Genomic DNA, 12,641 nt, shown 5'->3' with positions numbered 1-12,641 from the left:
CTATTTAATGATGAAACTATTTAAATTATTATCTGTAAGTGCACTTTTATTAGGTGCTGTAAGTGTAGCAAATGCTCAGGAAGATGCAAGCAACAAAGATTCTATGGCTGTAAGCTTTGGTGTAAAAGGTGGTGTAAACTTTGCAACACTTGATGGTGGCGATATTGATAGCCCGGACTCAAGGACAAGTTTTCATGTAGGAGCATTTGCAGAGATCCCTGTCGCAGATATATTTTCTGTACAGGTAGAGGCGTTATATTCTGGTCAGGGTGCCGAATATGATTTTAGGGGCAGTGACGGCGATAAAGCAGAGCTACAGTTAGATTATATCAATGTACCGGTATTAGCTAAATTTTACATTGTAAAAGGGCTTAGCATAGAGGTAGGGCCACAGTTTAGCTTCCTTGTAAATGATGAGTTTGATTTTAACCCAAATTCTGACAACGGTGATATTGATTTAGAAGACAACCCGGCAGCTCCTGATTTTAAAACATTCCAGGTAGGTGCAGCAGGTGGACTTACTTTCCAGACTGAAAGCGGTTTATTTGCAACTGCAAGATACGTAAGAGACCTTACAGATATTGCTAAAGATGCAAACATACAAAACTCTGTTTTCCAGTTAGGCGTAGGATTTAAATTCTAATACCAATCAAAAATAAAATATAAAGGCTGCTACATGCAGCCTTTTGTTGTTATCGTAATACCACATCTTTAACCACTTCCCGGCCCAGTTCGGTATTAATCATGCTAACTATCTTTGCCTTGCCGTAACTTAACTCCTCACGTAATACTGCCGATGTAAGCTCTACATAAAGCGTGGTACCCTTTAGCATAATTTCGCGGGTATAGTTATTAACGCCATTACCCATTAAGCTTTTCCAGGCATCGCGCACATCTATCTTATCCATTCCCTGCTGCAGGTTATTAACCTGCATGATCTCTTTAAGCACATCGCCTATAGAGCTGTTTTCGTTAAGCCGCTTTGCCATTATTTTACAGAAAAAGGTTTTGGTTTTTTATAGTGGTATTCTATGCCATGCTGGTTTTTTACCACAAGTAAGTCATGATCAAGCTCTACTAACTCTTCCTGCCATTTGGCATAATTAGTGGCATAATCCATGTAAACTTTATTATCTTTCTGTATAATGGTTATCTTTTCAGAAAGGTCGTTTACCCTGTAACTACCATCAAACTGAGGCATTACCTTTTTACGGAAACCTGATTTACCTTTAATTTCAAAATAATCTATGGTAGGGTTTACTGTATAATCCTTCTCATTTCCATCAGGCATTATAACCGATTCTATTTCCCAGTAACCGTTAATTTTAGACAGATCATCAATATCTACCTTATTGCTGCATGAAAATATAGCAAAGGATGTAAAAAGCAGCAGGGCAATTTTTTTCATGTAAATATAATTCAGGAGGCAAATTTAGGCATTAAAAAATTTCTGCAAATAGTTAATATGCTAAAGATTTAAACATATTTTTTTTGCATTGCAACCCTTATTAATTTACAGTATACCTAATGCTAAGGCCTAACCCACTTAAATGTGTAGTATAACCAGTAGAAACACCATTAAACATATTGCGATTAGTTTTATAGCGCAAGTCTACCCCAAATTTATTGCCAAAAACATAACCTATACCTATATTGCCGCTTATAGCTGTAGAAAGATTATATGTTGCGTCATGCCCTCCGTAGGTATACTGCGTTCCTGTAAGAGTGTAGCTGTCACGGTTAATAGATTTTTTTAAAGGAAAATTAAATACTATAGCTGCATCTACAAAAAGCTTATTATTATCATTAATAAGTAAATTATAACGCGGTCCAAGGTGTAAATTTACTAAACCGGTATTAATTTTATATACATGTGTAAGCGTATTATAACCCTGATAGGCAGTACCACTCGCATCTGCAGAAACATTTTCATACTCCAGCCTCCCAAAAATATCTGCACGGCCAGACGCTACTGTTACAGCAGCCTCGGCACCTAAACTATAAGTAACAGAGCTATTATTTTTAATTTTAGGGTTAGCATTTTTTATACCAAATGACGTATTGTAGACACCTGCAAAAATGGTAAGTTTAAAGTTAGATTTTTGATGGTAATTGTTAGAATATAAAGCGGTCTTTGAGCCCTTGCAGGAATTATATTTTTCTATATAAGATGTAAGGCTGTTTTTTGTATATTCAATATCATAAAAACTACTTATACTTAAATTACCACAATTAAGATTAGAAAATAATTGCTGCCTAAAATTATTATTTACAGCTATTTGCCCATCCTCCTTATATTTTTTATAAATAAACTGCTGTGGATTTTCATTTTCCCTGGTACTGTAAAAAAATTTTGTGCCGTGCGGGCTAACATAAGAATATAACACAGCACTACCCTCGGCAATAATATTTAAAAAAGCAGTAACCTCAACCCATTCAGGATCTTTTACAGTACTTAGCCTGTCATCATAAATATCAGATTTATCGTATTTTATGGTAAGCTTTTTAAACTTAAAATTATTGCCCATACCGTATTCGGTTAGCTGTGCAATATCTATAGTCTTATAATCGCTAAACAATGAGGATTTAAATTCAAGAGTAGATATATCGGTAAAGTCTGTATTTTTAAAATAGCCTTCAACCCTGGTTTTGGCATTTAATACATAATACCCCTTAACATCCTGCGCACTACTAACTATACAAAACAAAAAACAGGTAACCCAGGTAACTATCTTCATGAAGCGAATGGAATCTATTTAAAGAACGAATCTACAAACTCATATTTGTTAAATACCTGCAGGTCTTCTATACCTTCGCCTACTCCTATGTATTTAACAGGTATCTGGAACTGGTCTGATATACCTATTACAACACCACCCTTTGCCGTACCATCAAGTTTAGTAACAGCCAGGCAAGTAACCTCTGTAGCAGCAGTAAACTGTTTAGCCTGCTCAAAAGCATTTTGCCCTGTAGAGCCATCAAGCACTAACAGCACATCATGTGGTGCATCATCAATAACCTTTTGCATTACCCTTTTTACTTTGGTAAGCTCGTTCATTAAATTAACTTTGTTGTGTAGCCGCCCGGCAGTATCTATAATAACAACATCGGCATTTTGGCTCACGGCGCTTTGCAACGTATCAAACGCTACAGATGCCGGGTCGCTGCCCATTTGCTGCCTTACTATAGGCACGCCCACCCTGTCGGCCCAAATTTGAAGCTGGTCTATAGCCGCAGCCCTAAAGGTATCTGCCGCACCAAGAACAACACTATAACCTGCTTTTTTAAACTGGTTTGCAAGTTTGCCAATGGTTGTAGTTTTACCTACACCATTAACCCCTACAACCATAATAACATACGGTTTTTTATTAGCCGGTATTTCAAATTCTGTAGCTTCGCCCGAATGGGTTTCAGATAGTAATCCTGCAATTTCTTCCCTTAATATACGGTTAAGCTCATCTGTACCCACATACTTATCGCGCGATACACGCTCCTCTATACGCGTTATGATCTTAAGGGTGGTATCTACGCCAACGTCTGATGCTACGAGGATTTCCTCAAGGTTATCCAGCACCTCATCATCTACAGATGATTTTCCTGCAACGGCTTTAGTAAGTTTAGAAAAAAAGGAAGTCTTCGTTTTTTCGAGCCCCTTATCAAGGGTCTCTTTCTTTTCGGAAGAAAATATTTTTTTAAAGAAATTCATAGGTTTGTAAGAAATAGTCTTTGTTTTTTCCGAGGGTAAAGATAAAAAATAAAAAAGCTACTTTCAGTATTTGAAAGTAGCTTTTCTATATATTGGTACGGATAATTATTTCTTTTTAAGAAAAGTATCCACTTCTTCAGGAGCCATTACGCTTTCAACAAAAGTATAAGCGCCTGTTTTAGGCGATTTTACCATTTTGATTGCCTTAGTTAACCTTTTTGAAGATGTTTGTAACGATGCTACGGTTTTCTTTGCCATGACTTAATACTATTATTTTATTTCTTTATGTACAGTCACTCTCTTCAAAATAGGATTAAATTTTTTAATCTCTAACCTGTCAGGAGTATTCTTTTTATTTTTTGTGGTAATATACCTTGAAGTACCCGGAACGCCTGAAGTCTTATGCTCAGTACATTCTAAAATCACCTGGATTCTGTTGCCTTTCTTTGCCATCTTGCTGTATATGTATTTGGGTAAGGATTATTTAATAAATCCGTTAGCTTTAGCTTCTTTCAAAACTGCAGCTATACCATTTTTGTTAATTGTCTTGATAGTAGAAGCAGCTACCCTAAGAGTGATCCACCTGTCTTCTTCAGGAAGATAAAAACGCTTCTTCACTAAGTTTACACTAAACTTTCTCTTAGTTTTATTCATAGCGTGGGAAACATTGTTTCCAACCATCGCTCTTTTACCGGTAAGGGCACAAACTCTTGACATTATTTTCTCGCTTTTATATCGTTATTCAAATTCAGGGTGCAAAGAAACAAAAAATAAAAGTACTACGCAAATACAATCAGTTAGTTTTTTAAAATTTCCTGATAAATCATTTCCAGTGCTTTACCTGCCGCCCTCTCTATTACTTTTTCACGCGGCTGCCCCAGTTCCAGTTTTTTGCTGTAAACCCCTGTAGGCGTGGCAATGCCAATGTATACCGTACCTACTTCGGCATCTGCCTCACCCTTATCGGGGCCTGCATTTCCGGTTGTAGAAATCGCATAATCAGCACGAAAGATTTTTTTAGCATTGGCCGCCATAGCCTCTGCAACGGGTGCACTAACCACACTATTTGCCTCTATAAGCTCTTTTGGCACACCCAGGATATCTATTTTTGCCTGTGTTGCATAGGTTACGGCACTACCTTTAAAATAAGCCGATGACCCCGGCACACTCGTTAACACCTGTGCAATTTTACCCCCGGTACAACTTTCGGCGGCAGCAAGGGTTAATTTATTTTGCGTAAGCAGCCTGCCTAAAACAACCTCTATAGTTTCATTTTCATCATAGCCCACAATAATATCACCAATAAGGCCATCAAGTTTTGCTGCTTCGGTTTCTATACTGTTGCGCAGTAAAATTTCATCGGTACCGCGGGCACTAAGCCTTAAGCGCACCTTGCCGGGGGCAGGCAGGTATGCCAGCTTTATAAAATCCGGCAAATTGTTCTCCCAGTCTTCTATACGCTCTGCTACAAGGCTTTCGCCCTGCCCGTAGGTCATTATAGTTTTATGTATAATATAAGGCCTCTCAAACTCGGTTACCAGCTTTGGCACCACCTCATTATCTATAAGGTATTTCATTTCGTAAGGTACACCCGGCAAGGAAATATAAACGGTATTGCCCCGCTTCATCCACATTCCCGGCGCAGTACCTACGGCATTATGCAGCACTGTACTTTTAGACGGTACGAGTGCCTGGTCTTTATTCATTTGAGACGCCGGCCTTTGCATTGCCTTCTCTATAAGTGCTACCACATGCACAAGCACCTGCTCGTTAACCACAAGGTGGTCATCAAAATATTCGCAAAGGGTTTTCTTGGTAATATCATCTTTAGTAGGGCCCAGGCCACCGGTAATAATAACAACGTCTACCCTGTTTTGTAAAAAAGCAAGGGTATCAATTATATGCTGCCTGTCATCGCTTACAGACAGCATTTCGAACACGCCAATACCTATTTTATCGAGCGCCTTGGCAATGTATCCCGAATTGGTATCGGTTATCTGGCCAATAAGTATTTCGTCGCCTACGGTAACAACGGCTGCTTTCATAAGCTACAGGTTGTAATCTTTTTTAAGCTCTTTTACAGTAAGCCCTACCAGATTTTTAAGGTTTTTAACAACATCTTTAATTTCTTTCTTTTTACCCTCTGCCTTGCTCCAGCTTTCTATAGCCAGCACATCTTCATACGCCAGGTCCATACCCAGCAAATCAAGCGTTGGCTTAATTTTATGGGCGGCATGATATACTTTGTTGTGATCTTTTTCCTTGAGTCCGCTGCGAATATTTTTCACTTCTGCCGGAACCTCCTCATTAAAAAGCGTCACTATTTGCTTTGCAAATTCAGTATCGTTATCTGAAATTGCATATACCTTAGTTAAATTGTAGTTGAGTGCCATTATTTTACCTGTACCTTAAATAATTTTTTATCTTCTAAAAAGCCCTCAAGCACATCGCCGGGGCTCACTTTTGCAACGCCTTTTGGGGTTCCGGTAAAAATTACATCGCCCGTTTTTAGCGTAAAATATTGCGATATTTCTGCAATAAGCTCATCTACTTTCCAAAGCATGCTTTGGGTATTGCCATTTTGCACTATGTTACCATTACTGGTAAGCTGCAGGTTAACATTATCTAACGATTCAAAATCTGTTTTCGGCACAAAATCACCTATAACTGCCGATCCGTCAAAAGCTTTGGCTTTTTCCCACGGCAGTCCTTTTGCCTTAAGTTTATCCTGAAGGTCGCGGGCGGTAAAATCTATACCTACCGTTACCTCATCATAATATTTATGGGCAAATTTAGCATCTATGTACTTGCCTACTTTATTAATTTTTACCACAAGCTCTATTTCGTGGTGCACCTCATTACTAAACTCCGGTATTACAAACGGAAACTGCTTTTGCAGCACCGCCGTATCCGGCTTCATAAAAAGTACAGGCTCCTGTGGCCTTTCGTTTTTTAGCTCTTCTATATGGTCGGCATAATTACGCCCTACGCAAATAATCTTCATACTATACAGCGAATGGTTATGCCAGTTTGTTATTTAATTTTCTCAGCTTAATAGCCGTAAGCACTTTTTTTGTATACAGCGGGAAATCAGCATTCTGAATCCAGCCATAGTAGCCCGGCTCCTGTTCCAGCACTTTATTTACCTTTGCATTTTTATGCTTGCCAAAAGTAAATATCTCCTCGCCATTTTCGTCTAATGCAATAAAACCGGCAAAATCTACCGCCTTTTTACGGGTTGTAAATTCAGATAGTGATTTCATATCGTTATCAAGGTCTTCATAACGGTCTAACTGCGATTTTAAAATCTCGTAAGTTGCATTAGTATCAGCCTCTGCACTATGCGCATTTTCCAGTATCTGCCCGCAGTAAAACTTATAGGCAGCACTAAGGGTACGCTCTTCTTTTTTGTGGAAGATAGTTTGCACATCTACCGATACTCGGTTTTTCATATCAAAATCAAGGCCTGCACGAAGCAGCTCTTCTGCCAGTAAAGGAATATCAAACCTGTCAGAATTATATCCTGCAAGGTCAGAATCTTTAATAAGGCTGTATATCTGGTGCGAAAGCTGCTTAAAGGTAGGCTCGTTAGCCACTTTGTCATCGGTTATACCATGAAAAGCAATTGTTTGCACAGGTATAGGCCTTTCCGGGTTTACCAGCCAGGTCCTGCTTTCTTTATTTCCGTTAGGATATACTTTTAATATTGAGATCTCTACAATTCTGTCTTTGCAAATATCTGTACCGGTTGTTTCAAGGTCAAAAAAACAAATTGGCCTGTTCAGTTTAAGTTCCATATTTTAATTTGTCTAATACAAATATAGGCTTAGAAATATTTAAAAAGAAGATTTTATGCCGCTATTTGCAGGTAAAAATGCAATGGACTGGCTAAACTATTTACAATCCCATTTAAAGCCTGCCGTAGGATAGCGCTTTTGTCGGTAGTCAAAATGCCACCATTCATTTTCGTATGGTGTAAAACCGGCTTTAACCATAATGTTGCGCAGCAGCTTACGGTTCTTCTTAGCAGCTTTAGAAATTCCTGTGGCACCGTAGTGTGAAATTTCAGAGAAGTCATCAAAGGCACCACCCATGTCGAGCAGGTTACCCTCGGCATCAGTAAGGGAAAGGTCTATTGCGGCACCGCGGTTGTGGTTAGAACCTTTTCCGGGCTTGGCAACATAAAGTGGGTTGTTTACAATTTCATACATTTTATGCTGGTAACCATACGGGCGGTAGCAATCATAAATTATAAGTTTATACCCTTTATCCTGTGCTGCTTCATTAGCTTTCTCTAAAGCATCGGCCACTTCGGGGCGCAGGAAACAGCGCGCGCACGGATATATTTTTTCGTGCATAAAGTTAGCCGTGTCTGCATAAGCCATTCTATTAACAATGTTTAGCGAATCGAAGTTGATTTCCCTCCACTCTTTTACCGTATCCTGATGTATAAGTGTATCGCTTTCGCTGAAGTTAGCTAACGGATCTTTTGCCACTGCCGAACAAAGCAGTACAATAAGACTTAACAGAAATATGTTTTTCAGGATTTTCATATAATGGTAAAAAACAAATATAAACATAAAAAAACAGCCTCAAAATGAGGCTGCTTTAAAAAATATTGTAATAAGATTAATCTTCCCTGCTTCCATCATCGGCCATACGTACCAGTTTTGGGGTAAATTTTGCCACAACATCTACAAGGTCAGTCTGCGATGCCATAACGGCATTAATATCTTTGTAAGCCATAGGTGCTTCATCGCGCCCGGCACCTATTAATGATACACCGTGGTCTTTGAGCACCTGCCTCATATCGTCTTTTGTAATGCTTTTTATAGCCTGGGTACGGCTCATTTGCCTGCCTGCACCATGCGATGCCGAGTTTATAGCATTTGCCTCTCCCTTACCTCTTACTAAAAATCCCGGTGCGGTCATACTTCCCGGAATAATACCCATAACACCTTTAGCCGCAGGTGTAGCGCCTTTACGGTGCACAATAACCTCTTCGCCATTTAGCATTTCTTTCCAGGCAAAGTTATGGTGGTTCTCTACTTTAGCAAGTACCTGTGCGCCAAGCGCCGCTTTTAACTTATCGTGTATTACCTGATGGCATGCCGAAGCATAATCGCCTGCAAGGTTCATGGCTATCCAGTACTCCTGCCCTTCCTGAGAGTCCAGGTCAAGATAGGCCAGGTTAGCAGCTTCTTTAGGCAGCTTGCATAGCTGTTTGGCAAGCTGGGTGTAGTGCCCCGCCACAGTTGCACCAAAGCCTCTTGAACCCGAGTGTGTAAGCAATGCTACGTAACGGCCTTTATCAATATTTAGCACCTCATCGCGCTCCGGGAATTCTATAATACCAAATTCTACAAAGTGGTTACCCCCGCCCGATGTTCCTAATTGCGACCAGGCTTTATCGTGCAGCTTTTTTATAAAAGGAGTAAGATTAAAATCGTTGCTGTCGAGCACATTGTGGTCTGCTTTATACCTGCCGTGATTTCCATGCCCCGCGCCAAATTTAGTATGCGCTATAAGCTCCCTTTTGTATTTTGCTTCGTTAAGCAGAAAGTGCTCTTCGGGAATGTCGTACACAGACAGTGCCATACGGCAGCCTATATCTACCCCAACACCATAAGGTATAATAGCATTTTTTGTAGCCAGTACCCCGCCTATTGGCAAGCCATAACCCTGGTGGGCATCGGGCATTAACGCTCCTGCAACGGTTACAGGCAATTTCATGGCTATATCCATCTGGTTTTTAGCACCCTGCTCTATCTGGCCTTCGCCATATATTATGTAAGGACTACCCTCTTCTTTTAGCGGGATGGTTTCCTCTACCGGTGCATTTGCCTCTTCTATCATGGCCGATGCCAATGGCTGCAATACCTCATCATCAAGAAAACTTTCAGGATAGTCTTTTACTTTTTTAAAAAGAGCTATCACATCTTCTTTTGGTTGACTTGTAAATTTAGAGTTGGCAATTTTTAAGGCAAAGCCTAATATGCCACCTCGCTGATACCCTGCGTTTAGTAATTCGTTTCCGTTTATTAAAGTTTCCATAATGGTATGGGTTTGATGTTTAAAATTAGTTTTTTTTAAATAATAATAAATTAATAAAGAGGCAATAAGTGTAATGTGTGGGTTTTTCTTTGACTCGAAGTAACACATAACAACGGCACTCTTATTATTAAGAGCAATGGCAACAAGCGCTTTTGTACTTGCAGGATTCGAACCTGCATAGCCGGGTGTTACCCCAAACTATTCAGCCGGGCGAAGTAACGCTTTGTAAACGGCATCTTAATATTTTTACAGGAGCAAAGGGTGGTGCGGGCATGATGGGGCGTGTCGGCGCCGGAGTCGAACCGGATAGCCTTGCCGCATAAAACGGCTGCGCTATTCCTCCCCTGAGTTGAGACGAAGTATCCCACACTTACGGCATCCTGTATAATGGTGGTAAGGCAACAGGCAAAAAGGGACTGTAACGCTGCAACTTTACAGTAGCAGCGACGGGACTCGAACCCGCAATAACCAACGAAGTAACCCTTAATTACGACACTTACCGGTATTTTATTTACCCTGAACGGGTAGTATTCCTGATTTTATTAATCTCCCGCAGCATCCAGCCGGCCACGGGAGAGCTACTGCATAAGGCAACAATTACCGAGAGTGTTTGCTCTAACCGGCTGAGCTACATTACCAGGGCCTAAACCCAATAATGATGGGAATTGAACCCACGACACAACGATGAAACCCTTTGTAACGGCACTTACTTTTTAATCTCTTTTGTATGTTCCCGCAACATCCATCCTGTTGCGGGAACTGCTACAATAAACTCAGCAGGGTTATATAGTGATAAGACCTTACTAACGAGTCATATCCTGTTTTAGACTATGCTTGTGCGTTAGCAATAGCAGCAGGATTCGAACCTGCATTGCGCTACCCAAGACGAAGAAATCCTTATCTGCGACACCTGCCGTTTACTTTAATTTTTTATAAACTCCCGCAACATCCGTTGGCTACGGGAGCACTACTTATATTTTAACAGGGCAAAAAACAAAAAGGGACTGTATCCTTGCTCTAACCAACTGAGCTACATACCCGATCTGTAAACAGAGTCGGGATAAGGCGGGGATCGAACCCGCGACCAAGGGCGTGAATGGCGAAGTAACCCTTATTTACGGCACCTGTTTATTTCAATTTAAAAATGTAAGGCTCTGAGAGGCGCATATATTCCAAGCCTTTACCTATTCGGGCACCTATCTTTACAGATAGCAGGAATCGAACCTGCATGCGGTTATAGCCATTCCATCATAGAATACTGCAATTCCTCCCAGATATCCCCACAACCCTAACCTTTAACCCTGCTAACAGGCAATAATTAAAGCGTTTTTATTACAACTCTATGCTGTTTATCTTAGTTAGTGCATTACCTGCATCTTCCATAGAAAAAAGCACATCAAATATCTTGTCGCTCCAGCCTGCTATTAGGTAAACATCGTTGCGCCTTACATCAAGCGGCTGTGCACCATGGCCTGCCAAATCAAATAAATACAATTTAGCATTTGGCGCTATTGCTTTGTATCGCATCCATGAAGTTTCAAAATAGCCCAGGCCATTATCGCTGTACATTTGCATATCTGTAAACAACATTACCTTATCGGCTTTTTGTTTTCTTACTATCAGGTCATCTATAACTTTATAACCATTGGTAGCATACCCTACTTCGCCTTCCCGCCTGTAAAATTCCAAAACATTGGCAAGTACATTGCGCTGTGGCATGTTGATTATCTTCCATGTATCGCCAAACATACCGGTTACCACATTTTTACATTGCGACTGCAACAGCATGGCAAGCATAAGGCCTATATCATACAATTGCACTTTACTCTTTGCCGATACCGGCTGCTGCATAGACCCGGAAACGTCTGCCGCAATTACTACCGATGTACCAAAGCCAAAGCCTTTAATATTTTTGGCACTGTGCATTACAGCATCTTCAAGCGCACTTAGTATAGCCGATGTATAACCTGTTTGAAGGGTTTTTATTTCCCTGTAGGCGGCAAGGAACCTGAACGGTAATTGTTTTGATGCCATAACGGCCTTTTCGTTGGCTATATAATCGCATACCATCTGTATATGTTCTGCCGATACTTCTGCTTCAACAATGTTCCTTAAGTTCCGCATAAGTGCCATATAGCCCACTTTTTTGCTCTCTATAAGCTCGCCCCATTTAGCAGCCACAGCCCTTTTCTTTTGTTCTGCATTCTCAAACCTGGTCTTACCAAGTTCAGACAGTTCTGTTTCCCATGTATAAGGTGTAGCCAGTGTATTGGCAGCTATTTTATTAAATATGGTTTGCTGTGCCTCATCTTTTGCTTTAGGGTGCACCAGGAACAAAGCGTCCCTAAGCTTAACATCGGTTGCACGGTTATATTTGGCAAACTGGTATTCATCAAAGTTATTAAAGGAAGCCGCAAGGCCTTTTTGCACCTGTTTAGACAAGCTGTTCAGTTTCTTGGTACCGGTTCTTTGGTTGGCTACCTGGTAGTACGAAAGCAACTCTGTTATCTCATCGGCACGCTGTATAACATTGCTTACCGATTTACTTACCACCGCAGTGCCCTGTGCCTGTTTTGCAAGTTCTACCAGCAATACCATTGGTACAGATCGCAGGTACATTTCTTTTCTTGCATATATTGCCAGTTTAGCTACAAACTGAGCATCGCATTGTACTATCAGTGCTTTTATTCTTTCAAGCCTTACATTACCTGATTCGTAAAATGTATCATTCAATCCGGTTGTTACAACGGCAGCATACAGTTCGAGTTCCGGAGTCATTTTGTATGCCTTTGCTCCTTCATGGTTTACGGTTACGTTTTTTTGCCTGTTTAAAAAATTGAATTTCATAATACAAATCTTTTAGGTTAGTTATCTTGCTGTT

15 protein-coding genes are annotated in these 12,641 nt (G+C 40.4%); 1 reads left to right on the top strand and 14 read right to left on the bottom strand.

All coding sequences use genetic code 11. The features are described 5' to 3' along the window. The first annotated feature begins 7 nt into the window (after window positions 1-7). On the top strand, window positions 8-643 hold the full coding sequence (locus F565_RS0107590) for a porin family protein (protein ID WP_026299943.1): 636 nt from the start codon (window positions 8-10) through the stop codon (window positions 641-643). Between the two features lie 49 nt (window positions 644-692). Here F565_RS0107590 and F565_RS0107585 read toward each other — a convergent pair whose 3' ends face one another. The 14 genes from F565_RS0107585 to F565_RS0107515 all read right to left on the bottom strand — a co-directional run bounded on the left by F565_RS0107585 (window position 693) and on the right by F565_RS0107515 (window position 12,607). Further along, a complete protein-coding gene (locus F565_RS0107585; protein WP_020212609.1) occupies window positions 693-989 on the bottom strand; it encodes a DciA family protein in 297 nt (98 codons plus the stop codon). Next, entirely contained in the window at window positions 989-1,408 is a 420-nt protein-coding gene (locus F565_RS0107580) for a lipocalin family protein (RefSeq protein ID WP_020212608.1), read from the bottom strand. Before F565_RS0107580 ends, F565_RS0107585 begins: the two co-directional genes overlap by 1 nt. Window positions 1,409-1,508: 100 nt before the next feature. Continuing rightward, the gene (locus F565_RS0107575; RefSeq protein WP_020212607.1) at window positions 1,509-2,738 is read right to left on the bottom strand and encodes a porin family protein; all 1,230 of its coding nucleotides are present in this window, start codon (window positions 2,736-2,738) and stop codon (window positions 1,509-1,511) included. A gap of 14 nt (window positions 2,739-2,752) precedes the next feature. Continuing rightward, window positions 2,753-3,706 carry a signal recognition particle-docking protein FtsY gene (ftsY, locus tag F565_RS0107570; protein ID WP_020212606.1) on the bottom strand — a complete coding sequence of 318 codons (954 nt, stop codon included), beginning with the start codon at window positions 3,704-3,706 and terminating at the stop codon, window positions 2,753-2,755. A 105-nt stretch (window positions 3,707-3,811) separates the two neighbouring features. Beyond that, on the bottom strand, window positions 3,812-3,964 hold the full coding sequence (locus tag F565_RS22640) for a DUF4295 domain-containing protein (protein ID WP_020212605.1): 153 nt from the start codon (window positions 3,962-3,964) through the stop codon (window positions 3,812-3,814). Window positions 3,965-3,976: 12 nt separating this feature from the next. Then, entirely contained in the window at window positions 3,977-4,159 is a 183-nt protein-coding gene (rpmG, locus tag F565_RS0107560; RefSeq protein WP_008253902.1) for a 50S ribosomal protein L33, read from the bottom strand. 27 nt (window positions 4,160-4,186) lie between these two features. After that, window positions 4,187-4,423 (bottom strand): 50S ribosomal protein L28, encoded by a 237-nt coding sequence (gene rpmB, locus F565_RS0107555; protein WP_020212604.1) that lies wholly within the window; start codon window positions 4,421-4,423, stop codon window positions 4,187-4,189. 80 nt (window positions 4,424-4,503) lie between these two features. Beyond that, window positions 4,504-5,751 (bottom strand): competence/damage-inducible protein A, encoded by a 1,248-nt coding sequence (locus F565_RS0107550; protein ID WP_020212603.1) that lies wholly within the window; start codon window positions 5,749-5,751, stop codon window positions 4,504-4,506. 3 nt (window positions 5,752-5,754) lie between these two features. Then, entirely contained in the window at window positions 5,755-6,099 is a 345-nt protein-coding gene (locus tag F565_RS0107545) for an Hpt domain-containing protein (RefSeq protein ID WP_020212602.1), read from the bottom strand. Then, a complete protein-coding gene (locus tag F565_RS0107540; RefSeq protein WP_020212601.1) occupies window positions 6,099-6,710 on the bottom strand; it encodes a fumarylacetoacetate hydrolase family protein in 612 nt (203 codons plus the stop codon). Before F565_RS0107540 ends, F565_RS0107545 begins: the two co-directional genes overlap by 1 nt. 16 nt (window positions 6,711-6,726) lie before the next feature. After that, on the bottom strand, window positions 6,727-7,503 hold the full coding sequence (locus F565_RS0107535) for a 3'-5' exonuclease (RefSeq protein ID WP_020212600.1): 777 nt from the start codon (window positions 7,501-7,503) through the stop codon (window positions 6,727-6,729). 96 nt (window positions 7,504-7,599) lie between these two features. Then, window positions 7,600-8,259 carry a M15 family metallopeptidase gene (locus F565_RS21315; protein ID WP_169336017.1) on the bottom strand — a complete coding sequence of 220 codons (660 nt, stop codon included), beginning with the start codon at window positions 8,257-8,259 and terminating at the stop codon, window positions 7,600-7,602. A 76-nt stretch (window positions 8,260-8,335) separates the two neighbouring features. Next, window positions 8,336-9,760 carry an RtcB family protein gene (locus F565_RS0107525; RefSeq protein ID WP_026299942.1) on the bottom strand — a complete coding sequence of 475 codons (1,425 nt, stop codon included), beginning with the start codon at window positions 9,758-9,760 and terminating at the stop codon, window positions 8,336-8,338. Between the two features lie 1,332 nt (window positions 9,761-11,092). After that, the gene (locus tag F565_RS0107515) at window positions 11,093-12,607 is read right to left on the bottom strand and encodes a TROVE domain-containing protein (RefSeq protein ID WP_020212596.1); all 1,515 of its coding nucleotides are present in this window, start codon (window positions 12,605-12,607) and stop codon (window positions 11,093-11,095) included. Window positions 12,608-12,641 lie beyond the last annotated feature (34 nt).

The organism is Flavobacterium rivuli WB 3.3-2 = DSM 21788 (genome assembly GCF_000378485.1).
GTDB lineage: Bacteria > Bacteroidota > Bacteroidia > Flavobacteriales > Flavobacteriaceae > Flavobacterium > Flavobacterium rivuli.
Note: the sequence above shows the minus strand (reverse complement) of the source record. Positions and strands in the feature narration are given on the sequence as shown.